The organism is Micromonospora sp. USAFONa4 (genome assembly GCF_057197825.1).
On sequence record NZ_CM170072.1, the window covers coordinates 1,111,492 to 1,134,784 of the forward strand.

At 73.0% G+C, this 23,293-nt stretch carries 22 protein-coding genes; 9 read left to right on the plus strand and 13 right to left on the minus strand.

Annotated features, from left to right (window positions below; all coding sequences use genetic code 11):
• Nucleotides 1–48 precede the first annotated feature (48 nt).
• Both AC0OO9_RS04275 and AC0OO9_RS04280 read left to right on the plus strand, forming a co-directional pair.
• Nucleotides 49–1,380: a glycosyltransferase family 4 protein gene (locus tag AC0OO9_RS04275; RefSeq protein ID WP_484515757.1), complete on the plus strand. Its 1,332-nt coding sequence runs from the start codon at nt 49–51 to the stop codon at nt 1,378–1,380.
• Nucleotides 1,381–1,593: 213 nt separating this feature from the next.
• A complete protein-coding gene (locus tag AC0OO9_RS04280) occupies nt 1,594–2,403 on the plus strand; it encodes a metal-dependent hydrolase (RefSeq protein WP_311412960.1) in 810 nt (269 codons plus the stop codon).
• An 18-nt stretch (nt 2,404–2,421) separates the two neighbouring features.
• On the opposite strand, the gene AC0OO9_RS04285 is transcribed toward AC0OO9_RS04280, so the two are convergent.
• Nucleotides 2,422–2,781, minus strand: a complete 360-nt coding sequence (locus AC0OO9_RS04285) for a hypothetical protein (protein ID WP_484515760.1) — start codon at nt 2,779–2,781, stop codon at nt 2,422–2,424.
• A complete protein-coding gene (locus AC0OO9_RS04290; RefSeq protein ID WP_484515762.1) occupies nt 2,778–3,305 on the minus strand; it encodes a hypothetical protein in 528 nt (175 codons plus the stop codon). The genes AC0OO9_RS04285 and AC0OO9_RS04290 overlap by 4 nt, the downstream gene beginning before the upstream one ends.
• A gap of 297 nt (nt 3,306–3,602) precedes the next feature.
• On the opposite strand from AC0OO9_RS04290, the gene AC0OO9_RS04295 reads away from it, so the two are divergent.
• Complete coding sequence (locus AC0OO9_RS04295) at nt 3,603–4,187, plus strand: N-acetylmuramoyl-L-alanine amidase (protein ID WP_484515764.1); 585 nt, start codon at nt 3,603–3,605, stop codon at nt 4,185–4,187.
• Between the two features lie 48 nt (nt 4,188–4,235).
• Nucleotides 4,236–4,808, plus strand: coding sequence for a GNAT family N-acetyltransferase (locus AC0OO9_RS04300; protein ID WP_357578673.1), 573 nt, complete (start codon nt 4,236–4,238; stop codon nt 4,806–4,808).
• Between the two features lie 8 nt (nt 4,809–4,816).
• Here AC0OO9_RS04300 and AC0OO9_RS04305 read toward each other — a convergent pair whose 3' ends face one another.
• Together AC0OO9_RS04305 and AC0OO9_RS04310 are read right to left on the minus strand one after the other, a co-directional pair.
• Entirely contained in the window at nt 4,817–5,410 is a 594-nt protein-coding gene (locus AC0OO9_RS04305; protein ID WP_357578672.1) for a nucleotidyltransferase family protein, read from the minus strand.
• Between the two features lie 230 nt (nt 5,411–5,640).
• Nucleotides 5,641–6,453: an NAD(P)H-binding protein gene (locus AC0OO9_RS04310; protein ID WP_484515766.1), complete on the minus strand. Its 813-nt coding sequence runs from the start codon at nt 6,451–6,453 to the stop codon at nt 5,641–5,643.
• An 81-nt stretch (nt 6,454–6,534) separates the two neighbouring features.
• Between AC0OO9_RS04310 and AC0OO9_RS04315 the strand changes: the two genes are divergently transcribed.
• Both AC0OO9_RS04315 and AC0OO9_RS04320 read left to right on the plus strand, forming a co-directional pair.
• Nucleotides 6,535–6,948, plus strand: coding sequence for a winged helix-turn-helix transcriptional regulator (locus AC0OO9_RS04315; protein WP_121400786.1), 414 nt, complete (start codon nt 6,535–6,537; stop codon nt 6,946–6,948).
• Between the two features lie 27 nt (nt 6,949–6,975).
• On the plus strand, nt 6,976–7,506 hold the full coding sequence (locus AC0OO9_RS04320; RefSeq protein WP_484515769.1) for a hypothetical protein: 531 nt from the start codon (nt 6,976–6,978) through the stop codon (nt 7,504–7,506).
• Between the two features lie 52 nt (nt 7,507–7,558).
• Here AC0OO9_RS04320 and AC0OO9_RS04325 read toward each other — a convergent pair whose 3' ends face one another.
• Nucleotides 7,559–9,262, minus strand: coding sequence for a bifunctional 3'-5' exonuclease/DNA polymerase (locus tag AC0OO9_RS04325; RefSeq protein WP_484515770.1), 1,704 nt, complete (start codon nt 9,260–9,262; stop codon nt 7,559–7,561).
• Nucleotides 9,263–9,479: 217 nt separating this feature from the next.
• Here AC0OO9_RS04325 and AC0OO9_RS04330 point away from each other — a divergent pair, with 217 nt between their 5' ends.
• Nucleotides 9,480–11,261 carry an ABC transporter transmembrane domain-containing protein gene (locus AC0OO9_RS04330; protein ID WP_484517848.1) on the plus strand — a complete coding sequence of 594 codons (1,782 nt, stop codon included), beginning with the start codon at nt 9,480–9,482 and terminating at the stop codon, nt 11,259–11,261.
• Nucleotides 11,258–12,988, plus strand: coding sequence for an ABC transporter ATP-binding protein (locus AC0OO9_RS04335; protein WP_484515771.1), 1,731 nt, complete (start codon nt 11,258–11,260; stop codon nt 12,986–12,988). The genes AC0OO9_RS04330 and AC0OO9_RS04335 overlap by 4 nt, the downstream gene beginning before the upstream one ends.
• Nucleotides 12,989–12,999: 11 nt before the next feature.
• On the opposite strand, the gene AC0OO9_RS04340 is transcribed toward AC0OO9_RS04335, so the two are convergent.
• Genes AC0OO9_RS04340 through AC0OO9_RS04360 form a run of 5 tightly spaced genes read right to left on the minus strand, consistent with a single transcriptional unit; the run spans nt 13,000 to nt 18,024 of the window.
• Nucleotides 13,000–13,929, minus strand: coding sequence for a carbohydrate ABC transporter permease (locus AC0OO9_RS04340; protein ID WP_484515773.1), 930 nt, complete (start codon nt 13,927–13,929; stop codon nt 13,000–13,002).
• On the minus strand, nt 13,929–14,837 hold the full coding sequence (locus AC0OO9_RS04345) for a carbohydrate ABC transporter permease (RefSeq protein WP_334563809.1): 909 nt from the start codon (nt 14,835–14,837) through the stop codon (nt 13,929–13,931). The genes AC0OO9_RS04340 and AC0OO9_RS04345 overlap by 1 nt, the downstream gene beginning before the upstream one ends.
• 16 nt (nt 14,838–14,853) lie before the next feature.
• Nucleotides 14,854–16,290, minus strand: a complete 1,437-nt coding sequence (ngcE, locus tag AC0OO9_RS04350; RefSeq protein ID WP_132238812.1) for an N-acetylglucosamine/diacetylchitobiose ABC transporter substrate-binding protein — start codon at nt 16,288–16,290, stop codon at nt 14,854–14,856.
• 25 nt (nt 16,291–16,315) lie between these two features.
• Nucleotides 16,316–17,065 carry a sugar isomerase domain-containing protein gene (locus tag AC0OO9_RS04355; RefSeq protein WP_484515775.1) on the minus strand — a complete coding sequence of 250 codons (750 nt, stop codon included), beginning with the start codon at nt 17,063–17,065 and terminating at the stop codon, nt 16,316–16,318.
• On the minus strand, nt 17,062–18,024 hold the full coding sequence (locus tag AC0OO9_RS04360; RefSeq protein ID WP_484515777.1) for a MurR/RpiR family transcriptional regulator: 963 nt from the start codon (nt 18,022–18,024) through the stop codon (nt 17,062–17,064). The genes AC0OO9_RS04355 and AC0OO9_RS04360 overlap by 4 nt, the downstream gene beginning before the upstream one ends.
• A 190-nt stretch (nt 18,025–18,214) precedes the next feature.
• On the opposite strand from AC0OO9_RS04360, the gene AC0OO9_RS04365 reads away from it, so the two are divergent.
• Nucleotides 18,215–19,204, plus strand: coding sequence for an N-acetylglucosamine kinase (locus tag AC0OO9_RS04365; protein WP_484515779.1), 990 nt, complete (start codon nt 18,215–18,217; stop codon nt 19,202–19,204).
• A 675-nt stretch (nt 19,205–19,879) separates the two neighbouring features.
• On the opposite strand, the gene AC0OO9_RS04370 is transcribed toward AC0OO9_RS04365, so the two are convergent.
• The 3 genes from AC0OO9_RS04370 to ngcE (AC0OO9_RS04380) form a co-directional block, all read right to left on the minus strand.
• Complete coding sequence (locus AC0OO9_RS04370; RefSeq protein ID WP_421451581.1) at nt 19,880–20,788, minus strand: carbohydrate ABC transporter permease; 909 nt, start codon at nt 20,786–20,788, stop codon at nt 19,880–19,882.
• On the minus strand, nt 20,785–21,693 hold the full coding sequence (locus AC0OO9_RS04375; protein WP_421451583.1) for a carbohydrate ABC transporter permease: 909 nt from the start codon (nt 21,691–21,693) through the stop codon (nt 20,785–20,787). Before AC0OO9_RS04375 ends, AC0OO9_RS04370 begins: the two co-directional genes overlap by 4 nt.
• A gap of 68 nt (nt 21,694–21,761) precedes the next feature.
• The gene (gene ngcE / locus AC0OO9_RS04380; RefSeq protein WP_484515781.1) at nt 21,762–23,180 is read right to left on the minus strand and encodes an N-acetylglucosamine/diacetylchitobiose ABC transporter substrate-binding protein; all 1,419 of its coding nucleotides are present in this window, start codon (nt 23,178–23,180) and stop codon (nt 21,762–21,764) included.
• Nucleotides 23,181–23,293: the final 113 nt, after the last annotated feature.

The window sequence follows — 23,293 nt, forward strand, 5'->3', positions numbered from 1 at the left end:
GCTCCGGTGCCGGGGGCGCGCACTCGGGGACAACTCAAGGGGGCCGCTTTGTCACCTGACGCCGACGTGATCGACATCCATCCCGCCCGGCGACAGCGGGTGCTGATGCTCTCCTGGGAGTACCCGCCGGTCCTCGTCGGCGGGCTCGGCCGGCACGTGCACGCCCTCTCCGTCGCCCTCGCCGCCGCCGGCCACGAGGTCACCGTCGTCACCCGCCACACCGACGGCGCACCCCTCGAGGAATACGCCGACGGCGTCCGCATCGTCCGCGCCGCCGAAGACCCCGTCACCTTCCCCCTGGCCACCTCCTCCCTGCTCGCCTGGACCATGGCCTTCAACCACACCCTCACCCGCGCCGCCCTACGCGCCACCGAAGCCGGCACCTACGACGTCATCCACGCCCACGACTGGCTCGTCGCCCACACCGCCATGACCCTGCGCGAACACCTCGACATCCCCCTCGTCAGCACCATCCACGCCACCGAAGCCGGCCGACACCAGGGCTGGCTGCCCGAGGAGATGAACCGCACCATCCACGGCGTCGAACACTGGCTGAGCAACGCCTCCGCCCGGGTGATCGTCTGCTCCGGCTACATGCGCGAGCAGGTCGCCACGCTCTTCGACGTGCCGGCCGGGCAGATCGACGTGGTGCCCAACGGGGTCGACGACCGGGCCTGGCGCGCCCGGCCGGGGGCGGTCACCGCCGCCCGTGCCCGGTTCGCCGGCGACGGCCCGCTCGTCGGATACGCCGGCCGGCTGGTCTACGAGAAGGGCGTGCAGCACCTGGTGCACGCCGTGCCGTACCTGCGCGACCGGCACCCGGGGCTGCGGGTGGTGATCGCGGGCGACGGCCCCTACCGCGGCGAGTTGGAGGAGGAGGCCCACCGCCTCGGGCTCGGGCAGACCGTACGCTTCGCGGGATTCTTGGACTCGACCCGGCTCCCGGCGCTGCTCGGCGCCACCGACGCGACCGTGGTGCCCAGCCTCTACGAGCCGTTCGGGATGGTGGCCCTGGAGGCCGCGGCGGCCGGTGCGCCGCTGGCCGTGGCCCGCACCGGCGGCCTCGCCGAGATCGTCGAACCGGGCGTGACCGGGGTGACCTTCCCGCACAGCGACCCGGGCGCCCTCGGCGAGGCGGTCGACCAGCTCCTCGGCGACGAGGTCTTCGCCCGGCGGGTGGCCCGGCGGGCGCGCGCCATGGTCGGCCGTCACTACGGCTGGACGACCATCGCCGCCCGGACCGCCGGCACGTACGCGACGGTCGGCCGGGAGCACGGCCCGACGCAGGCCCGACGCGCCGCCGCCCGGCTCGGCGGGGCCCGCCAGAAGATCACCATCCCGGAGGGCAACCTGCTCGCGGTCGGCGGCGCCGTCCGCTGAGCGGGCCGTCGCCGCCCGCCCGCCGTCCGGTGGCCGACAGACCGGCCCCGTCCGCCGCCCGGCAGGGGCATACTTCCTGCCGGTGCGGCAGATCCACCCACCCCTTCCCGCCACCGTCCCCGGTGGACCGTCCGGGCGATGCCCCTGCGGAGCGTCGGCGAACTACAGTGGCGTAGTTTTGGCGCTCAAGATCCCTGGGGAGGGTGAGCCGACATGATGGGACCGTCCCACGCGCTGTCCGGCGCGGCGGTGTGGCTGGCCGGATCCTGGGCGCTGCAACAGTTCGCCGACTACCACCAGTCGCCGCTGGAGCTCGCCGTCGGCACCGCCGTCTGTGCCGGTGGCGCGCTCTTCCCCGACCTCGACCTCTCCGGCAAGGTGACCCGCAACCAGGGTGGGGCGACGGTCGCCCGCACCTTCGGCGTGTTCTCGCTCTTCATCGCCGAGGTGATGGAGAAGGTCTCGCTCGGGGTCTACTACGCGACGAAGCTCAGCAAGGATCCGCGCCGCAACAACGGCCACCGCACCCTGACCCACACCATCCCGTTCACCCTGCTGGTCGGCTGGGGCACCACCACGCTCTGCGCCGCGTACGGCAAGTGGGCCGTCATCGGCATCCTCTTCTTCATGTTCGGGCTGGCGCTGCGCGGCCTGTTCGACAAGTGGGCGGAGCGCGCCGGCTGGGTCATCGTCACCCTCGCGTCAGCCGCCGCCGCCTGGTACACCTTCGCCAACCTGCCCGGCGGCCGGGGCTACCCGCTGATCGGCACCGCCGTCGGGGTCGGCTGCTTCGTGCACATCCTCGGCGACATGATCACCCGGGCCGGGGTGCCCATCCTCTGGCCCATCCCGATCAAGCGTCGGATGTGGACGCCGATCGGGCTGCCGAACAAGATCGCCCTGCGGGCCGGCAGCAAGACCGAGGTGGTGGTCGTCCGGGCCGTACTGACCGCGATCTCGGTGCTCGCGGCGGCCGGGCTGGTCGCCCCGTCGGTGCTGCAACGCTTCAACATCGACGTCTGACGGCCTGCCCGCGCCCGGTCAGTCCCACGCCTCGGCGGCCCAGCGGGCCAGCAGCGCGACCGAGCCGTCCGGCCGGTCGTCGACCGCCAGCGCCGTCGGCGCGGCCAGCCCGGCATCGGCGTACGCGGCGGCTGCCAGCCCGCTGCGGTACGCCTCGACCTCGCGGCGCCAGTAGTTCCAGTGCCCCGGCTCGTCGCTGCCGGCCCAGTGCGCCGGGCCGGGACGGCCGGGCGGGGTGAGGAGTTTCAGCACGGCCGGCCGCCCGTCCCGGCGGGTGCGCCAGATGCCGTCGGTCACCCCGTTGAGCATGTTGTGGGTGAGCTGCCCGGCCGGCACGTCGGCGGGGACGAGGTTGGTCGGCGGGCGGGACGTGGTCACGGGGCCTCAGCACCGCCGGGGCGGTCCACCGAGGGCGTGGACGGAGCGACCGCGGCCGGCGGGCCGGGGCGGCTCCAGCGGGCCAGCAACCCGGTCGCCGCCCGCGCCCCCTGCACCACGGCCGAGTGGGCCACCACCGGGCAGAGCACGACCGTCGTCGTAAGAAACCAGGCCAACGCTGCGTCGGCGACGACCGCCCCGGTGACGGCCGCGATGCCGGCGACGTACAGGCCGACGAGGAACACGGCCACCCCGCAGGACGCCAGCGTGCGGGCGAACGCGCCACGGCGGGCGAGGGCGACGTCGCCGATGACGACCGCCGGCACCACCACGAGCAGCACCAGGGCGGCACCCGGCAGGGCGGCGTCCAGCACCGTGAAGGGCCTGGCCAGTGGCCCGCCCGGGCCGGCGTCGGCGACCAAGGCCAACGCGAGCCGCGCCAGGAGGCCGAACGACCCCTCGGCGACGTACACCAGCCAGGCGGCGACCGCTCCGGCGACGTGCCGGATCAACGTTCCGATCATCGGCGGACCTCCCCGCGTCAGCGGCCCGCCGCCGTGCGCCACGTCGGCGGACGCCGCGCCCGCCGACGCTAGCGGAACAGCGGCCCGGCGTGGGGGCAGTGGCCGGACCGGACAGCCGCCGACGGGGTGCAGGCCGAGCGGATGACCGATCTGGGCGATCCGCCGTCAGCGACCTGCCCCGGGCGCGCACGACCAGTCGGCCCAATCGCCGGCAACGGGAGTGGGGACGACGATACGTTCGGGTTGTCGAGCCCCCGGCCGGCCATCCGCGCCGGCGTCCGTCGAAAGGAGCATTCGATGGCCCTCTGGGAGGATCTCGCGAGCTGGCGCGGCCCCACCGCCAACCGGGTCCCGAACGGCATGGTGGAGGTCCGCGGCCTGGTGGTACACATCGCCGACGGCACCTATGAGGGCACCATCAGCCACCAGCAGGACCCGGACACCGAGAACTCCTCGCACTTCATCGTCAGTCGTGAGGGTGACATCGCGCAGATGGTCGACACGGCGGACAAGGCCTGGACCCAGCGAGCCGGCAACGGGCACTGGCTCTCGGTGGAGTGCTCCGGGTTCAGCGTCGGCAGCCCGCACCACGCCAGCCATCCCGGCTGGGAGAGGCTTACCGACAAGCAGATCGCCGCCCTCGGCCGGATCTTCGCCAGGGTGCACGAGGAGTGCGGCGTCCCGCTCGCCCTGACGGCCGACCCGTCGGGCACAGGCCTCGGCCACCACAGCATGGGAGGCTCGGCCTGGGGCCACGACAAGTGCCCCGGCCCGCCGATCATCGCGCAGAAGCCGGACGTCCTGGCCGCCGCCCGGCAGATCGCCCGTCCGTCCGGGCCCACGCCCTCACCGGGCCTCGTCGTACGGCGCGCCGCGCCCTGAGCCGGCACGGGGCAGCGGGCGGCCCGGCCCGTCGCTACGGTGCGGAGGATGGACAGTTCCCATCCGCTGGTGGCCGGCATCGTGCACCAGGCGCCCGGCTCGACCGTACGGCTGCGCCCGGTGGCCGAGGACGATCTGGCGATGTTGCGCCGGTTCGCGGTCGAACCGGGGCTGATCGGGCTCGACTGGGCCGGCTTCCGGGACGCCGCCGCGCCGGCCCGCCGCTTCGCCGAGGACGGCTATCTCGGCGAGCGGACCGGCGGCCTGATCGTGCAGGTCGAGCCGGCGGCGGACGCCCCGGCGGGCTACCTCAGCTATCTCCAGGGCCAGTACGGCGGCCGGGCGCCGTACTGGGAGATCGGCATCGTGCTGCTGCCCGAGTGGCGCGGCCAGGGCATCGGCTGGCGGGCCCAGGCGCTGCTCTGCGACTACCTGTTCAGCCACACCCCGGCGCAGCGCATCCAGGCCAGCACCCACGCCGAGAACACCGCCGAGCAGCGGTCGCTGGAGAAGGCCGGCTTCCAACTGGAGGGCGTCGTGCGGGCCTGCGAGTTCCGGGCCGGCGCCTGGCGTGACGGGTGGCTCTACAGCCGGCTGCGCGACGACCCGTCCCCGCTGTGACCGTACGGCTAGGCGCCGATGCGCTGGGGTGGAACGGTCAGCCCGTAGAGCGCCATCAGTTCCGGGGTGTCGACCCGGCTGCCGTCGGCCACCGAGTCACAGGAGATGTCGACGATCTGGTCCTTGTGCGCGAGCAGGTAGGGCCGGGCGCCCACGTCCGCGCTGGCCAGGGTGGCGATGCCGGACCAGTGCCGGCGTCCGAACAGCATCGGGTAGCCGCGCAGCCCGTCGTAGGTGGCGCAGACCAGCACGTCGGGGTACGGCAGCGCGACGACCCGACGCACGGCGGTGGCGGTCAGGCCGGGCATGTCGACCGGCACCACCACGACCGCCTCGATGCCCTCGTCGTCGAGCGCGGCCAGGCCAGCCCGGATGGACGAGCCGACGCCGGTCCCCCACGCCCGGTTGATCACCACCGTGGCCCGGCTCAGGTCCGCCGTCTCGCGGACCTGGTCGGCCGCGGCGCCGAGCACGACCACGATCCGCTCGCAGCCCGCCTCGGTCATCGTGTCGATCATCCGGTTCACCAGGGGCTTCTCCCCCTGGTGCAGCAGCGCCTCGGGGCCGCCGATGCGACGCCCCCCGCCCGCGGCGATGATCATTCCTGCGATCCGGTTCAGCTGGGCCCCCTCCACCGTGGAGCGGGCCGTGGCGCGAGGGCACGGCCCGCTCCGTCGTACGGACATCGGGAGCAACGAGGAGAAGGCAGACCGGGTAGCGGGGCGAAAAGGGAAAATAGTGCAACCGTTACCGGCCGGGAACCGCACCGCGTCACCCGTCTCCGGCGCGGGCGGCTCCGAGGCGGGCAGCCCTGCCGAGGCTGTGCGTACGGTCAGGACGGCACCCGGGCGGCGGCGACCGCGACCGGCATCGGGTCCCGCGGCGGACGCGACAGCAGGCGCGCCAGGTCGCCGTGGGTCCGCGCGAGGAACCCGGCCGCAGTGGCGGAGTAGATCGACATGAGCATGGCCGGCTGGAACGGCAGCAGGCCCGCGCCCGCCAGGGCGGCACGCCGGACGCCCAGCGGCTCCGGGCGGTAGGGCACGCCCAACCCGGCGGCGACGCCGGCCGCGGTGAGCGCGACGGGACCGGTCAGCTCGTACGTGCGGCCACGGTGGGCGGCAGGGTCGGCGGCCACCCGCACGGCGGCGTCGGCCAGGTCCTGTCGGGCCACCGCCGCCAGCGCTCCCGTGCCGAACGGGGCCGTGACCGCGCCGTCGACCGGGGCGGCCAGCTGACCGAACAGCTCGGCGTAGAGGCCGTTGCGCAGGATCGTCCAGTCGAGCCGGCTCTCCCGCAGTCGACGCTCCGTCCACCGGTGCGCGAGCGCGAAGGCCAGGTGGTCGCCGGCGCCGACCAGGCTCGTGTAGACCACGTGCGCCACCCCGTGCCGCTCGGCGGCGGCGACCGCCCGGTCGTGGCGGGCGATCACGACGTCGTCCTCGCCGTAGCCGGCGGAGACCAGCACCAGCACGCGTACGCCTGTCAGGTCCGGCCCCGCCGGGTCGTCGAAGTCCACGCTGCGCCCGGCGTCGCCGAAGCGACCGGGCGTACGGATGCCCGCTAGCGGGGCGAGCCCTCGCTCGACCAGCCCGGCGTGGATGAGGGAGCCCAGGTGCCCGGAGGCGCCGGTGACCAGCAGCATGTGGCGAGCCTTTCGGTGGTACCGAATCGGAACTAGCCTCATCGTCGGGAACCACGGACGCGGCCACAAGGAGGCACTTCGATGTCGGCAGGGCACACGGCGGTAACCGACGCGCTGGCACCCTGCGGCCTGCCCGAGCACCCCGACTGCGGCATCCGCGACGTGCTCGACCGCATCGGCGACAAGTGGTCGGTGCTCGCGATCGTCGAGCTCTCCTCGGGCGTCCGCCGGTTCCGGGAGCTGCAACGGGCCATCCACGGCATCTCGCAGCGGATGCTGACCCTGACCCTGCGCCGGCTGGAACGCGACGGGCTGGTGCTGCGCACCGCGTACCCGACCGTCCCGGTTACCGTCACCTACGAGCTGACCGAGCGCGGCAGGAGCCTCACGCACCTGGTCAGGCAGTTGGCCGACTGGTCACTCGCGCACAAGGACGCCATCGCCGAGTCGCGACACGCGTGGGACGCCGCGAACCCCGGCTCCGGCGTCTCCTGAGCGACCTTCCCGAGGGGAGCTGGTTCGATGCCGACGGTCATCGACACCGTCATTAGCAGTGAAAACGGGCTGTTCCTCGTGCGAGACGTCAGCGCCGACAGCTTCGAGGCCCGCAAGGCGGCCTTCAGGGCAGCCCGCATCCCCGGCACCCGCCGAGGGCATCTCTGCGCCGCCGCCGGTGGCATCCTCCTGGTGCGTGGCGCCCACCAGATGACCTGGCCCCGGGTCCACATCGAGATCCTCGACACCGCACCCGTCGACGAGCGACCGTGGCACTGGGAGCCCCGCGCCGCGATGGAACTCGCCACCGGCCGGCTCATGGTGGAAGCTGATCCGAGCTTCCCGCTCGATCTGCCGATGATCGACCTCCCCGATGGGCCAGGCCGCTACGCAGTCGCCCTCGGGCACACCGGCCGGACCGAGGTGCAGCAGGAGTCCGTACGAGTGAGCGCGGCAAACCAATCCAAGTCCCCCGACGACTCCCTCGCCGGCTGGCGCAGCCTCGACGGCATCGAGCAGTACCTGATCCGCCTCTGGCCCGACCGCCGTCACGAATAGTCACAGACCCCCCTGGCCGCCCAGGCGGCGTGCGGGTGGGCGACGGGAGTCGTCAGGTCGCGTCGGCGTAGCAGTCGACGACGGACAGGTCCAGCGGGAAGCGGACCGGGGTGTCGCCGAAGAGCAGCGCCGTGGCCTGCTCCCCGCACCGGGCGACCGCGTCGGCGACCGCGTCGGCCCGCTCCGCCGGGCAGTGCACGATCACCTCGTCGTGCTGGAAGAAGACCAGCTCGCCGCCGGTGGCGGCGAGCCGGCCGCGCAGCGTCGCCAGCAGGGTCGAGGCCCATTCGGCGGCGGTGGCCTGGATGACGAAGTTGCGGGTGAACCGCCCCCGGGACCGGGCCGCCCGCGCCCGCGGCGACTGCGGATCGTCGCCGCCGTCGGGCAGGTCGGCGTCGGGGTCGCCGAACCCGGCCGTGCCCGGCGGGCAGGTGCGACCCAGCCAGGAGCGCACCAGCCCGCCGGCCTCCCCCGTGCGGGCCGCCGCCTCCACGTAGCCGAATGCCGTCGGGTAGCTGCGCCGCAGCACCGCCAGCGCCGGCACCGCCGCCCCGCCCGTCTGCCCGTACATCGCGCCGAGCAGCGCCACCTTGGCCCGGGGCCGGTCGCCGCCGAAGGCGTCCTGGGCGAGGGCGGCGTAGAGGTCGCCGGCACCACCGGCGGCGGCGAGCCGGGCGTCGCCGGAGACCGCGGCGAGCACCCTCGGCTCCAGCTGGCCGGCGTCGGCCACCACGAACCGCCAGCCCGGATCGGCCACCACCGCCCGCCGGATCACCTTGGGGATCTGCAACGCGCCGCCGCCCCGGGTGGCCCAGCGGCCGGAGACGACCCCGCCCGGGACGTACTCCGGCTGGAACCGGCCGTCGCGCACCCAGGCGTCGCGCCAGGCCCAGCCGTGTGCCGTCCAGATCCGGTAGAGCTCCTTGTATTCCAGGACCAGCGGCACCGCCGGGTGGTCCACCCCGCGCAGCACCCACGCCCGGGTGTTGGGCAGCTCCACCCCGGCCCGGGCGAACGCCCGCAACAGCTCCGCCGGGGAGTCGGCGTGCAGCTGGCGTACGCCGAACGCGTCGGCGATCCGCGCGGCCAGCTCGGCCAGCCGGCGGGGCGGGCCGCCGACCGGCGACGGCTCGCCGAGCAGCTCGGCGAGGAGTCGGTCGTGCACGTCGGCCCGCCAGGGCAGGCCGGCGGCCCCCATCTCCACGGCGATCAGCGCGCCGGCCGACTCGGCGGCGACCAGCAGCCGGAACCGGCCGGGATGCTCGGTGGCGGCGATCCGGGCGAGCTGGTCGGCGTACACCCGGGTCAGTGCCTCGACGCCGGGGCCCGGCGGGCCGGGCAGGGCGTCGAAGAGCGCGCCCTGCCCGTGGCCGGGCGGCGCGGCCGGCCGGGGCGGCGGGTCGGCCGGCACCGGCGCGCCGGTCAGCCGGGCCCAGGCCGCCGCGAACGAACGGGGCTCGCCCCAGCGGCCGGCGTGGCCGAGCAGCAGGGTCTCGGTCAGCTCGATGTCGTGGCAGCGCTCGACCCGCACGCCGGCGCGCAGCAGCGCCGGGTAGACGGTCGCGCCGGAGGCCCACACCCAGCGCGGCCGCTCCGCCGCCTCGCGCGCCGCGACGGCGGCGGCCAGGTCGGTGACCGGCTGCACCGGGCCGACGGGCTGCCCCGTGGCGTCGAGGGTTTGCAGCGCTCCCCCGCCCCGCTCGTCCGAGACCACCGCCACCAGCACGGATGTGATTCTGCCTCGCCCCTGCGACACTCCACCCACCAACCACCCCGGCGACGGCACGTCGCGGGCAGGACGCCGGCGACGGCACGTCGGCGGGCGGTACGGCGGAAACGGGGCGGTGCGGCGGTGCCCGACTCGCTAGCGTTGGCCGGTGCCACCACGGATCCCCCATCCCGAGCCCGGCACCCCGGACCTCCGGGGCCCGTTGCGGTACCTGTGGTGGCTGGTCCGCTGCCAGCCGTGGCGGGTGCTGCGCGGCAGCCTGTTCGGCGCGGCCTGGATGACCGGCCTGGCGGTCCGGCCCTACCTGATCTCCCGCGCCGTGGACGACGGGCTGCGGGCCGGCGACAACCGGGCCCTGGCCCTGTGGGTGGTGGCGATCGTCGTCTCCGGCGTCGGGCTGTCCTGGCTGGGCATCATGCGGCACCGCACGATGACCTTCATCCGGGAGGACGCGAAGGCGCGCTCCGCCGCCGTGGTGCTCCGCCAGCTGTCCCGGGTCGGCGCCGTGCTGCCACGCCGGGCCGCGGCGGGCGAGGTGGCCACGGTCGGCGGCACCGACATCGACCGGGCGGCGCAGGTGATGACGGTGACCGGGCCCGGCGTCGGCGCGGTGGTCGCATACCTGGTCGTCGCCGTCGTGCTCTGGTCGATCTCGCCCCTGCTCGCGCTCTGCGTGCTGGTGGGCGTGCCGTCGGTCGTCCTGGTCGTCGCTCCCCTGCTGCGCCGGCTGGAGCGGGCGGAGTCGGTCTACCGGCAGCAGCAGGGCGAGCTGACCGCCCGGTCGGGCGACATCGTGGCCGGGCTGCGGGTGCTCGCCGGGGTGGGTGGCCGGGGCCTGTTCGCCCGCCGGTACGCGGCCCGCTCCCGCGACCTGCTCGTCGAGGGATACCGGGTGGGAGCGGTGAACAGCTGGATCGACGCGGCGACGGTGGCCGTCCCCGGGCTGTTCCTCGCGGCGGTGGTGTGGCTGTCGGCCCGGATGGCGGTCACCGGCGACATCACCGTCGGGGAGCTGGTCGCCGTCTACGGCTACGTCGCGACTCTCGTCGTGCCGGTCTGGTTCCTGCTGGAGGGCGGCCACCAGCTGATCCGGGGCCGGGTCGCGGCCCGCCGGATCGTCGCCCTGCTCGCCGTCGAGCCGGACGGCGTCGGCGGGCCGCGCGACACGCCGGGCCGCGCCCGCGCGGCGACGGTTCCCGGCAGCCGCCAGCCGGCCCGCCCCGCCACCCCCGTCGCGGCTCCTGCCGGTCCTGTCAGCCCTGCCCTGACCCCCGCTGGCCCCGCCAGCCCTGCCTCGACCCCCGCCGGCCCGGTCGCGGCTCCCGGCGGTCCCACCGACCTGCACGACCGGTCGAGCGGGCTGACCGTCCGGGCCGGCCGCCTCACCGCGGTGGCCGCCGCCGACCCGGCGGACGCCCTCGCGCTGGCCGACCGGCTCGGCCGGTACGCCGTCAGCGACGCCACCTGGGGCGGCGTGCCGTTGACCGCCGTCGAACTCGACCAGGTGCGGGCCCGCATCCTGGTCGCCGACCACGACGCCCACCTGTTCGCCGGGACGCTGCGGGAGGTGCTGCGCGGGGCGCGACCCGACGGTGACCGGGAGCGGATCACCGCTGCCCTGCACGCCGCGTCGGCCGAGGACGTCGTCGAGGCCCTGCCGGACGGGCTCGACACCCCGCTGGACGCCCGGGCCCGGTCCCTCTCCGGCGGCCAGCGGCAACGGGTCCGGTTGGCCCGGGCGTTGCTCGCCGAACCGGAGGTGCTGATCCTCGTCGAGCCGACCTCGGCGGTCGACGCGCACACCGAGGCGCGGATCGCCGAGCGGCTGCACCGCGCGCGGGCCGGACGGACCACCGTCGTGCTCACCACCTCGCCGCTGTTGCTCGGACGGGCCGACGAGGTCGCGCACCTGGTCGCGGGGCGGGTCGCCACCACCGGCACACACGCCGACCTGCTCGACCGGGACCCGGGCTACCGGCGGCTCGTGGCCCGTGGCGACGCCGACGCCGAGCAGGCGCTGCGGTGAGCGGGCTGCCGGTCGCCGACCGGGTCACCGTACGCCGGGCGACCAGGGGCCTGATCGCCCGGGACCGGCGCGCCGTCGCGGTCGTGCTGGTGCTGCACTCGACCGCCACGGTCGCCGGGCTCGCCCCGCCGTGGCTGCTCGGCGCCATCGTCGACCGGGTGTCCGCCGGGGCCGGCGTCGCCACAGTCGACCGGTTCGCCCTGGCGATCGGCGGGGCCGTGCTGGCCCAGGCGCTGCTGTCGCGCTACGCGCGGTACGCGGGCCACCGCTTCGGCGAGCGGGCCGTGGCCCGGCTGCGCGAGGAGTTCGTCGAGCGGACGCTGAACCTGCCCGTCGGCGTCGTCGAGCGCGCCGGCGCCGGGGACCTGGCCACCCGCAGCTCGGTCGACGTGGCGACGGTCGGCACCACCGTCCGGGACGTGGTGCCCACCATCGTCATCGCCTCGGTGCAGCTGGCGCTGCTGTTCGGGGCGGTCTTCCTGCTGCATCCGCTGCTCGGGCTGGCCGCGCTCGCCGGGCTGCCGACGATCGCGCTGGTGACCCGGTGGTACCTGCGGCGCGCCAGCCCGGCGTACCTGGCCGAGGGGGCGGCCGCCGCCGAGCTGACCGAGACGCTGACGAGCACCGCCGAGGGTGCCCGTACGGTCGAGGCGCTCCGCCTCGCCGACGAACGGATCGGACACGGCACCGCGCGGATAGCCCGGGTCTGGGCCGCCCGGCGGAAGACCCTGGCGCTGCGTACGGTGTTCTTCACCGTGGTGGAGGCCAGCTACCCACTGCCCGTGGCCGTGCTGCTGCTGGTCGGTGGGCTCCTGCTCACGCGGGGCGAGGTCTCCCTCGGCGCGGTGGTCGCCGCCACGCTCTACCTTCAGCAGGCGATCGAGCCGCTGGACCGGATCCTCCAGTGGACGGAGCAGGCGCAGCGCGGCTTCGCCTCGTTCGCCCGGGTGCTCGGCGTCGGCCAGGTGCCGCCGGAGCGGCCCGGCCGGGCCGCCGCGCCGGCGGACGAGCGGCTGGTCGTCCGGGGCGCCCGGTTCGCGTACGGCAGTGGACCCGACGTGCTGCACGGCATCGACCTCGAGGTGCGGCCCGGCGAGCGGTTGGCGCTCGTCGGGCCGTCGGGGGCCGGGAAGTCCACCCTGGCGCGGCTGCTCGCCGGAATCGACGCGCCCCGGGAGGGGGTCGTCAGCGTCGGCGGCTGCCCGGTGACCGACCTGGACCCGGCCGAGCGCCGGCGGCGCATCGCCCTGGTCACCCAGGAACACCACGTGTTCATCGGCTCGCTACGCGACAACCTCGCGTTCGCCGCCCCGGACGCCTCCGACGACCGGATGCGCGCGGCGCTGACCACGGTCGGCGCCGACTGGCACGCCCGCCTGCCCGACGGCCTCGACACCCTGCTGGGCGAGGGGGCGCACCCGCTCGGCGCCGCCGAGGCCCAGCAGCTCGCGCTGGCCCGGCTGGTGCTGGCCGACCCGCACACGCTGATCCTCGACGAGGCGACCGCCGCTCTCGACCCGACGACCGCCCGGCGCACCGAGCGGGCCCTGGCCGCCCTGCTCACCGGGCGGACCGTCATCGCGATCGCGCACCGCCTCAACACCGCCCACGACGCCGACCGGGTGGCCGTGCTGGAGGGGGGCCGGATCACCGAGCTCGGCAGTCACGACGAGCTGGTCCGGGCCGACGGCCCGTACGCCGCCCTGTGGCGCTCCTGGCACCCCTGACCCGCCCGGGTCTACTTCACCGCGCCGGAGGTGAGACCCGACTGGATCTGCCGCTGGAAGATCGCGTACACGACGATCATCGGGAGGATGGCGATGGTCAGGGCGGCGAAGAGGCCGGACCAGTCGGCCTCGTAGCCGGCGTTGACCGAGATGTCGGCGATGCCCTGGGTGAGCACCCACTTGTCCTTGGCGTTGGAGAGCAGCACCAGCGGCAGCTGGTACTGCCCCCACTGGCCGATGATGTTGAAGATCCCGACGCTGATCAGGCCCGGCTTCGCCATCGGCAGCATCACCTGGAAGAACAGCCGGGTGTGCGAGCAGCCGTCGATCATCCCCGCCTCGGCCACCGACGACGGCAGCGTCTTGAAGAACGCGGCCAGGAAGAACACCGTGAACGGCAGCGAGTAGGCGATGTAGACCAGCACCACCCCGGTGTGGGTGTCCAGCAGCCCCAGGTTGCGCACGACGAAGAAGAGCGGCACGAGGGCGAGGAACACCGGGAAGGCGAGCCCCGAGACGAACAGGTAGTAGATCGCCCGGTTGCCCCAGAACTTGTAGCGCGCCAGCACGTACGCGGCCATCGAGCCGAAGAGCATCGTGCCGAAGGTGCTGCACGCCACCACGATCACGCTGTTGATGAAGTAGCGTCCCACGTTCGCCTTGTTCCAGGCCCGGGCGTAGTTCTCGAAGCGCAGCTCGGCCGGCAGGGTCCACGGGCTGCTGAAGATCTCCGTGGTGTTCTTGAAGGAGGCGAGGAAGGTCCAGAGGATCGGCACGATCACGATGACCGCCCACACGGCGAGCGCCACGTGCCCGAGGTTGGCGAAGAGCCGTACCTCCGAGCGCCTGCCTCTGCCTCGGCGCCCGCCCGCGGCGCCCGGCTTCACGGTCTTCGGCGGTAGCACCGCCGGTGTCGGCGGCAGCGTCGTGTGCGGGTTCATCAGTACTCCACGCTTTCCCGCTTGGTCAGCCGCAGCGTCAGCGCCGCGAACGTGAGGGTGAGGAAGAACAGCGCCACGCCCATGGCGGAGGCGTAGCCGTACTTCGAGTAGACGAACGCGTTGCGGTAGATCTCCATGGCCAGGACGGTGGTCGCGCCGTCGGGGCCGCCGCCGTCCACCGAGAGCACCGAGACGATGGCGAACGCGTCGAAGGCGGCGATGCCCAGGTAGACCCAGGCCACCTGGAGGGTGTCCCAGAGCAGCGGCAGGGTGACCCGGAAGAAGAGCGTCACCCGGCTCGCCCCGTCCATCTCGGCGGCCTCGTAGATCTCGCCGGGAATGGAGGCCATGCCCGCCGAGAAGAGCACCACGTAGAAGCCGACCGCCTGCCAGACCAGCACGGCGATGATCGACCAGAGCGCCAGGTTCGGCCGGACCAGGAAGAGCACCGGGTCGAAGCCGAGCTTCATCAGCACGCCGTTGATCAGGCCGGACTCGTTGGGCCGGTAGACCGTCTGGAACAGCACCGCGATGATGGCCACCGCCAGGACCTGGGGGAAGAAGAACACCACCCGGTAGAACTTCGACCCCCAGACCCCCTGGCGCTGCCCGCCGCTGCTCTTTCCGCCCACGTTGAGCAGGAAGGAGAAGAACAGCGCGATGGCGATGGTGATCAGCGGCAGGGCAAGCAGCAGTACGCCGTGGTGCTGGACGGCCTTCCAGAAGTTGACGTCGTCGAACAACCTCCGGTAGTTGTCGAAGCCCACCCACTGCGGGGCGGAGAGCCCCCGCCAGTTGGTCATCGAGATCTGGAACGCCTGCGCGTACGGCGCGATGACGAAGACGACGTACAGCGTGACGGGAACGAAGAGGAACCCGATCACGAACGGATACTTGCCGTGCCGCATGACCCCCACGCCCCGATCAGCGCTTGAACTTGGTGATGGAACTGTCCTTCTTGATCGCGTCGGCACGCTTCTGGATGCGCTCCACGAAGGCGTCCGCCTTGATCCGGCCGAACATCAGCTCGTTGGTGGCCGTACGGACCTCCGTGTCGAGCTCCTTGTACCAGCCGTCGAAGTAGATGTTGAACACGTCCTGACCGGCGGCCTTGAGCGCGGCCTGCGAGCTGGCCACGCCGGGCGGGAAGGCGAAGCCCTCCGAGCCGGCGGTGACCACGGTCGGGGCCTTGACCACCTCGGTGAAGCCCTTCGCGCCGGCCACCGAGAGCATCTGGCGCATGTACTCCAGGCCGCCCTTGGGGTTCTTGCTCTTGGCCGAGACGAAGTAGCCCTCACCGGCGGTCGCCCGCAGCGCCGTCGCCGGCAGCTTGTCCGAGGCGGACAGGCTCGGCACCGGCATCAGCTGGTACTCGAAGCCGGACGGGGTGTCCTTCTTCTGCTCGCCCTCCAGCCAGTCGCCGCTGGGGTAGAACGCCAGCTTGTACTGGTTCTGCCGCAGCTGCACGTCGGTGTGCTTGAGCCCCTCGAAGCTCTTGTCGACGTACTTGGCGCCGATCTCGGCCCACGCCGCGGCGGCCTGCTTGACCGCGTCCTGCTGCCAGGCGCCGTCCTCCAGGTTGTCGATGTTCTTCAGCACGTCCGTGCCGCCGATCTTCGCCGCGTGGGTGAGGATCACGTTCCACTGGTAGTACGCGGCGTTCGCGCCGGCGTAGCCGTACGGGGTGATGCCCTTGGCCTTGATCTTGTCGAGCAGGGCGGTGAACTCGGACCAGTCCTTCGCCGGCGCCCAGCCGTTGTCCTTGAACAGCTTGCCCGAGTACCAGATGCCGAAGACGGTGGAGACGTAGTACAGGACGTACGGCTTGCCGTTGAAGGACCCGACGTCGACGGTGCCCGGCACCACGGTGTCGCGGACCTTCTTGTTCGGGTCGTCGACCGACGGGGCGTCCCAGAGCTCGGTGAGGTCCTGGAGCTGACCGTCGGCGACCAGGGCGCCGAAGTCCATCAGCTTCTCGCCGGAGTTGTTGACGAACTCCGGCGGGTTGCCCGAGGCGAACCGCGGCTGGAGGACGGTGGAGACGGCCTGGGTGGACTGGTGCTTGACCTCGGCCTTCGGGAACGCCTTCTTGTACAGCGGCTGGTGCACGTCGGTGGCGTACTTCTCGCCGTAGCCACCGTTGAAGATGACCACCTCGATCGGGACGTCCTCGGGGACACCGAGCGGGTTGGTGGCGCTCTTGGTGCCGCCGGCAGCCTGCTCGTTCTTCTCGTCGCCGCCGCTGGTCGCGCAGGCGCTCAGCAGGCCGGCGGCCGGGGTGGCGAGCAGGCCCACCGCGGCGGCCCGGCGCAGCACGGTCCGGCGGCTCAGGTCGGCCGGGTTGTCGGGGGTAATCGACATCGTCGTCTCTCCTTGTGTGTTCGGGTCAGGCGGTCCGCCGGAGGCGCCCGGCGTACCGCGACTCGAGGGCGTGGTTGTGCTCGTCCCCGCCGGGGACGTTGGCGGAGAGGTAGATAGGGGGTACCTCCCCGGCCTGGTGGAACCGTCGTACGACCTCGGCGGTCAGCAGCTGCGCCAGCAGCGCCGCGGTGACCGAGGAGACCGCACAGACCGCGCCGCCGCCCTCGAGCGGCAGCAGTGCGTCGCCGTACGGCGCGCCGTTGTCCAGCACGACGTCGGCGAGGTCGGCGAGGCGCCGGCCGGACGGGTGCCGCGGGGCGACCCGTGCGGTGTGCGCGACCGAGGTGACCGCGATCAGCGGGTGGCCGCGTCCGGTGACCAGCGTCGCCAGCTCGACCACCGAGCCGTTGATGCCGGACTGCGACGCCACCACGAACACGTCCCGCGGCTGCGGGGCCGCCAGCTCGTAGAGCTGGTGGGCGACCGCGGGGTCGCGCTCCAGCTTCGGGTCGGCGAGCACGTCGCGCGGGGCGTCGCCGTGCAGCACCAGGTCGTGCAGGGAGAGCCGGTTGGTGGGCACCAGCCCGCCGGCCCGGGCGACCAGCTCCGCGGCGAACGCCTCGGAGTGGCCGGCGCCGAACGCCTGGAGCACCCCGCCGGAGCGGAGGCTGTCGGCGATCAGGTCGGCGGCGGCGCCGATCGCGTCGGCGCTGGCGTCGACGAGCCGGTCGAGCACCGGGCGGACGGCGTCGGCGTACCCCTGGGCGCTGATCATGCGGTGGCCCCCTTTGCGGCCTTGTGCCCGTCGACGGCCTGGGCGGTACGCCGGAAGGCCGCGTGGGCGCGGTCGTGGGTGCGCTGGGCGACGGCGATGTAGAGCAGGTCGAGCACGACCAGCTGCGGGTGCCGGGCGGAGAGCGCGTCGGGGCGGAAGGTGGTGGCCTGGCTGGCGGTGAGCAGCACGATGTCGGCCAGCTCGGCCAGCGGCGAGCGCGGGAACCCGGTCAGCGCCACGGTGGTCGCGCCCCGGCTGCCCGCCTCGGCGAGCATCTCGATGGTCTCCCGGGTCTGGCCGGTGTGCGAGATGCCGAGCGCCACGTCGCCCTGGCGCAGCAGGGCCGCGCTGGCGAGGCCCTCGTGCACGTCGTTCCAGGCCCAGGCCGCCACCCCGATGCGGTGCAGGCTGAACTGCATCTCCTCGCCGACCAGGGCGCTGCCGCTGGCCCCGAAGATGTTCACTCTCGACGCCCCGGCGATGGCGACGGCGGCCCGTTCGACCTCGGCGAGGTCGAGTAGCGCGGCGGTGTCGTGCATGGCGCGGGTGTCGGCGGCCATGATCTGGTCGAGGACCCGGGAGAGGGGGTCGCCCGGCTGGATCTCGCGTCCGATGTCGACGGTCCAGCCGGCCGAGCGGGCCCGGCCGGTCTCGGCGGCGATGCCCAGTCGCAGGTCGGCGTAGCCGTCGAAGCCCATCGCCCGGCAGAAGCGGGTGATCGTCGCCGGGGAGGTGCCGCTGCGCTCGGCGAGTTCCACGATTGTCGCCCGGGCGGCGGCCTCCGGGTCGCTGAGCACGTGCTCGGCGACGCGGCGCAGTGCCCCCGTCAGCTCGCCCGCGCCGGCCCGCACCCGGGCCAGCACGCCGCCCCCGCCGACCCCGAGCGTCCCCCGCCGGTCGACCGCTCCGGCGTCGACCACCGCGGTCCCCGCGGAGGCGTCCACCTCGTGATCAACCATGGGGCACCTTTCGGAAAAGAGTGTTAACTGTTAGTGGTAAAAGTTCTTACTGAAAGCCCCTCCGTGTCAAGGCCGTGGGCGAAGTTTTCAAACTGTTACCTGCCGCACAGCCCCGGATCCTGTCCGCCACTTGCCCCCCGCCGCCGGGCCGACCAGCATGAACGCGGCGTCGATCGAGAGGTGGGTGCGGATGTCCGACAGCGTCGTGGTCGGTCTCGACGTCGGGGGTACGTCCACGCGGGCGACCGCCCTGACCCTCGACGGGCGGCGGCTGGGCAGCGGCCGGGCGGGCGGCGGAAACCCCACCAGCCACGGTGCCGAACGGGCGGCGGGCGAACTCCTGGCCGCCCTGCGGCAGGCGCTCGCCGGCGTCGATCCCGCCCGGGTGCGGGGCGGCACGATCGGGCTGGCCGGGGCGGGCCGGCTGCTCGCCGATCCGGCGGGCCGCGAAGCCTTCGACCGGGCCTGGCACGACGCCGGCCTACGCTGCCCGTACGCCGTGTACGGCGACGCGCTGGTCGCGTACGCCTCGGGCACCGCGAGCCCCGACGGCACGGTGCTGATCGCCGGCACCGGGGCGATCGCCGCCGGGGTCCGGGAGCTGCGGCTGGACCGGGTCGCCGACGGTCACGGCTGGCTGCTCGGCGACGCGGGCTCGGGTTTCTGGCTGGGCCGGGAGGCGGTCCGCCGGCTGCTGGCCGACCTCGACCGGGGGCACGCGCCGGGCCGGCTGGCGACCGGGGTGCTCATCGAACTGCTCGGCTCCGCCGAGGTGACGGCCCGCCCTCGGGACACCGTCGACGCCCTGGTCCAGGCGGTGACCCGGCGGCCCCCCGTGGAGCTGGCCCGGCTCGCGCCCCTCGTGGTCGCCGCCGCCGTCGACGGCGAGCCGGTCGCCCGTGGCCTCATCGACGAGGCCGCCGCGCACCTGGCGGAGAGCGCCGCGCGGATCCGCCCGGCCGGTGACACCTCCCCGATCGTGCTCGGCGGCGGCCTGCTGACCGGCGACACCCCGCTCGCCTCGGCGGCGCGGGCCCAGGTCGGGCGGCGGTGGCCGGCCGCGCCGCTGCACTCGGCCGGCGACGGCGCGGCCGCCGCGGCGTGGCTCGCCGCGCTCGACCTGCCCGAGGTGACCGACCCGATCGCCCTGCACGCGCTGCTGGTCCCCCCGCCCTGCTGAACCGGGCGACCGGCGCCGGGCCCGTGCGCGCCGGGCGCGTCCTGCGGCGACTGCGGGACATGCCGAGCGGGTCCAGCGCGCCAGCCTGCCGGGCCGGGCCGGCCGCGGTGCGGTGCGGCCAACGCCCCCCGGGGAGCCTGCGTCGCGTCTGCGTCACCCCGTGACGCTCAGGTTGCCGCAACCCGGCCTGCCCATGCGCCGCCGGGACACGACCGGCCTTACGCCGGAGCCGTGGGCATAGAGCGCAAACCGGACAGTCGACACGGATAGCTTCCGCCTCCCGGCTTCGGCTGCCGGGCGCTGTCGAGCTGCCCCGTCCATGGGACCGGCGTCGGAGCATGGGCATTCGCGCAGAAGCTCCATGCCGCATGCCTCCGGTCGTACACCCCCGGATCGCACGCCCGGACCGGCGTCGCTGACGTGCTGCTCGGGAGCCGACGCTCGGGCGTGGGACGCCGGGTGGAACACGCGGACCGAAGCTCGGCCAGGACGGCGGACGGACGCCGGGCCGGTGGGTGCGGTCCGACAGATGGGGCAGCTCGACAGCGTCCGTCGAACACCACCGGCGGCACCGCTTCACCGGGCCGGCGGGTCCGTCAGCCCGGCGGGAGGCAGCGATCAGGATCGGTCTCGACGGGCTGGCCGAGACCGGCGGGCCACACGATCAGGCGGGGATCACTTGAGCTGGCCGGCGGTCAGGCCCGACTGGATCTGCCGCTGGAAGATGACGTACACGATCAGCACCGGCAGCGTGGCGATGGTCAGGCCCGCGAATAGACCGCTGTAATCACCCTCGTAGCCCTGGCTGACCGCCAGTGCGGCGAGCCCCTGCGCGAGCACCCACTTGGAATCGTCGCCCTGCATCAGCACCTGGGGCAGGATGAACTGGTTCCAGTGGCTGAGGAAGTTGAAGATCGCGATGCTGATCAGTCCCGGTCGGGCCATCGGCAACATCACCCGGAAGAAGAGCCGGAAGTGACCGCACCCGTCCATGAGCGCCGCCTCCGCGACCGCGGTCGGCAGGGTCCGGAAGAAGGCGGTGAGGAAGAAGACGGTGAACGGCAACGAGTAGGCCGCGTACACCAGCACCAGCCCGGTCCAGGTGCCGAAGAGACCGGCGTTGCGCACCACGAAGAACAGCGGCACGAGAGCCAGGAAGACGGGGAACATCATCCCGCCGACGAACAGGTAGTAGAGGAACTGCCGGCCCCGGAACTCGTAGCGGGCGAAGACGTACGCCGCGGTGGCGCCCATCAGCATGGTCAGGGTGAGCGATCCGGTCACCACGATCGCGCTGTTCAGGAAGTACTGGCCGATGTGCGCCTCGGTCCAGGCCCGCGCCCAGTTCTCGAACCGCAGCGCGCCGGGCAGCCCCCACGGGTCGGAGAGGATCTCCCCGTCGCTCTTGAACGAGCTGAGGAACATCCAGAGCAGCGGCAGCGCGGTCACCGCGCCCCAGAGCAGCAGGAACCAGTGCGAGAAGATGTTGGCGACGCCGAGATCGCGGCGGAGCTTGCGGTCCTGCGGCGCCGGCCGGTCCGCCACGGCCGTGCCGTCGGACGCGGTCCTGTCGAGAGTTGTCACGAGTACTCGATCCGATCACGCCGGGCGGCCCGCAGCGCCAGCACCGCCACCGAGAGGGTCAGGAACAGGAGCACCACGCCGATCGCCGAGGCATAACCGAACTTGCTCTCGCTACCGAACGCGGTTTCGTACATCCGCAGGCCGATGACGTCGGAGGAGAAGTTGGGGCCGCCGTTGGTCATCTGCTGGATCAGGATGAACCCGTCCAGGGCCGCGATCGCGAGGTAGATCCAGGCAACCTGCACGGTGTCCCAGAGCAGCGGAATGGTGATCTTGCGCAGGGTGGTCCACCGCGACGCCCCGTCGAGCATCACCGCCTCGTAGATGTCGCGCGGAATCGCCGACATCGCCGCGCCGAAGAGCACCACGTAGAAGCCGACGTTGCTCCAGATCATCACCGCCATCGCGCACCAGAACGCGAACCGGGGATCACCGAGCCAGGCCGGCGTGGGCAGCCCGACGGCGCCGAGGGCACCATTGAGCAGGCCGCTGTTGGGGTGGTAGACCTCTTTCCACAGCAGGGCGATGATCACCACGGAGAGCACCTGCGGGAAGAAGTAGACCATCCGGTACACCGACGTGCCGCGTACGCCGGTCACCCCCGCCCGGCCCTTGCGACCACCCATGCTGAGCATCGTGGCGAAGAAGAGGCCGAGCACGATGGTCACCACCGGCACCACCAGGAGCAGCCACGCGTTGTTCTTGAGGGCACTCCACACCCGCCCGTCGTCCAGCAGCCTCTCGAAGTTGGCCAGGCCGACGGAGTTGGCCTCCGGCGAGTAGCCGAGCCAGTCGGTGGTCGAGATCTGGAAGGCCTGCAGGTACGGCGAGAGCACGAAGATGCCGTAGAGCAGCAGCGGCGGCACCAGGAACGTGACGATCAGCGGGTACTTGCCATGTTTCACGAGAAGGACCTACTCCCACAGCGGTGGGCCGGTGGGGGCGGTCCTGACCCGTCCCCACCGGCCGGATGTCATGCGGCCCGCTTGTACTTCTTGACCGAGCTGTCCTGGGCGATCGAGTCGGCGCCCTTCTGGCACATGTCGAGGAACTCGGCCGGGCCGATCCGACCGCTGAAGAACTCGCCACACGCGGCGTCGACGAGCTCGCGCTCCAGCTTCCGGTAGAAGTTGTTGTAGACCCAGTTGAAGCCGTTGCTGCCGGACGCCTCCAGCGCCTTGCTCACGGTGCTGAGGCCGAACGGCAGCTCGACGCCCTCGGTCGACCCGGCCACCACGGTCAGGCTGGAGACCTTCTTGGTGAAGTCCTGGGCGCCCTTCTTCGAGAGCATGATCCGGAAGTACTCCAGGCCGCCGGCGAGGTTCTTCGCCTTGGCCGGGAGCATGAACGGCTCTCCGGCGGTGCCGCGGATCGCCTCGAACGGCAGCTTGTCACCGCTGCCCAGGCTGGGCGTCGGCTGGATCGTCATGTTGAAGCCCTCGGGCGTGACCTTCTTCTGCTCGCTCTCCAGCCAGGAGCCGCAGGAGATGAAGGCGGCCTTGCCCTGGCACCACGCGGTCTGCGACTGCACGTGGTCGAGGCCCGGCGAACCGGCAAGGATGTAGCCGTCCTTGACGATCTGGTGCCACGCGTCCGCAGCGGCCTTCATCGCGTCGGACTTCCACGCGTTGGGCTCCAGGTTGTCGATCGCCGTGGCGACGGACGGCCCGCCGAACTTGATGGCCGTGGCGATCACCGGCCAGCTCATGTAGCGGGGGTGCTTGCCCGCGTACGTCCACGGAGCGATGCCGGCCGCCTTGATCTTCTTGCACAGCGCGATGTGCTCGTCCCAGGTCTTGGCATACTGCCAGCCCCGGTCGGCGAAGAGCTTCGTGGAGTGCCAGATGCCGTAGGCGGTGTAGGTGTAGTTCAGCACCATGAACTTGCCGTCGTACGAGCCGACCTCGACGGCGCCCGGCAGCAGCGTGTCCTTGACCGTCTTGCCGGGGACGTCGAGGCTCGGGGCGGCGAGCAGCTCACCCAGGTCGGCGATGGCGTTCTGGGAGACCAGGCTGTTGAAGTCGATCTGGTCCTTGCCGGAGTTGTTGACCACGTCCGGCGGGGTGCCGTCGACGAAGCGCGGCTGGAGGGTCTTCGCGATCTCCTGCGTCGCCGAGTGGTTGATCTTCGCCTTCGGGTACTTCTCGGTGTACATGGCCTCGTGGGCCTTCGCGTACTCCTCGCCGAAGCCGCCGTTGAAGATCACCACCTCGAGGGGCGCGTCCTCGTTGACACCGAGCGGGTTCTGCTCGCTCTTGGTGCCCTTGTAGGTGCCGGCGTCGCCCTTGTCGTCGCCGCCACCACCCGTGGCGCAGCCGGTCAGCAGGCCGGCGGCGGGGGTGGCCAGGAGGCTGGCGGCGGCGGTGCGCCGCAGGATGTCACGCCTGTTCATGGTCTCTCCTCGGATCGGTCCGGGCGGTCGCCGGATGGGGGATGACGACCGCCGCACGAGGCGCAGGGGGAATTTGTCTTCAGTTCGCAATATGTTGCTGAAGAATTTCTACG

Excerpts from the sequence above, each read along its gene's own strand:
- AC0OO9_RS04280 (WP_311412960.1), top strand. The coding sequence starts at position 1,594 with ATGATGGGACCGTCCCACGCGCTGTCCGGCGCGGCGGTGTGGCTGGCC.
- AC0OO9_RS04290 (WP_484515762.1), bottom strand. The coding sequence starts at position 3,305 with ATGATCGGAACGTTGATCCGGCACGTCGCCGGAGCGGTCGCCGCCTGG.
- AC0OO9_RS04295 (WP_484515764.1), top strand. The coding sequence starts at position 3,603 with ATGGCCCTCTGGGAGGATCTCGCGAGCTGGCGCGGCCCCACCGCCAAC.
- AC0OO9_RS04300 (WP_357578673.1), top strand. The coding sequence starts at position 4,236 with ATGGACAGTTCCCATCCGCTGGTGGCCGGCATCGTGCACCAGGCGCCC.
- AC0OO9_RS04305 (WP_357578672.1), bottom strand. The coding sequence starts at position 5,410 with ATGATCATCGCCGCGGGCGGGGGGCGTCGCATCGGCGGCCCCGAGGCG.
- AC0OO9_RS04310 (WP_484515766.1), bottom strand. The coding sequence starts at position 6,453 with ATGCTGCTGGTCACCGGCGCCTCCGGGCACCTGGGCTCCCTCATCCAC.
- AC0OO9_RS04315 (WP_121400786.1), top strand. The coding sequence starts at position 6,535 with ATGTCGGCAGGGCACACGGCGGTAACCGACGCGCTGGCACCCTGCGGC.
- AC0OO9_RS04320 (WP_484515769.1), top strand. The coding sequence starts at position 6,976 with ATGCCGACGGTCATCGACACCGTCATTAGCAGTGAAAACGGGCTGTTC.
- AC0OO9_RS04340 (WP_484515773.1), bottom strand. The coding sequence starts at position 13,929 with ATGAACCCGCACACGACGCTGCCGCCGACACCGGCGGTGCTACCGCCG.
- AC0OO9_RS04345 (WP_334563809.1), bottom strand. The coding sequence starts at position 14,837 with ATGCGGCACGGCAAGTATCCGTTCGTGATCGGGTTCCTCTTCGTTCCC.
- ngcE (WP_132238812.1), bottom strand. The coding sequence starts at position 16,290 with ATGTCGATTACCCCCGACAACCCGGCCGACCTGAGCCGCCGGACCGTG.
- AC0OO9_RS04355 (WP_484515775.1), bottom strand. The coding sequence starts at position 17,065 with ATGATCAGCGCCCAGGGGTACGCCGACGCCGTCCGCCCGGTGCTCGAC.
- AC0OO9_RS04360 (WP_484515777.1), bottom strand. The coding sequence starts at position 18,024 with ATGGTTGATCACGAGGTGGACGCCTCCGCGGGGACCGCGGTGGTCGAC.
- AC0OO9_RS04365 (WP_484515779.1), top strand. The coding sequence starts at position 18,215 with ATGTCCGACAGCGTCGTGGTCGGTCTCGACGTCGGGGGTACGTCCACG.
- ngcE (WP_484515781.1), bottom strand. The coding sequence starts at position 23,180 with ATGAACAGGCGTGACATCCTGCGGCGCACCGCCGCCGCCAGCCTCCTG.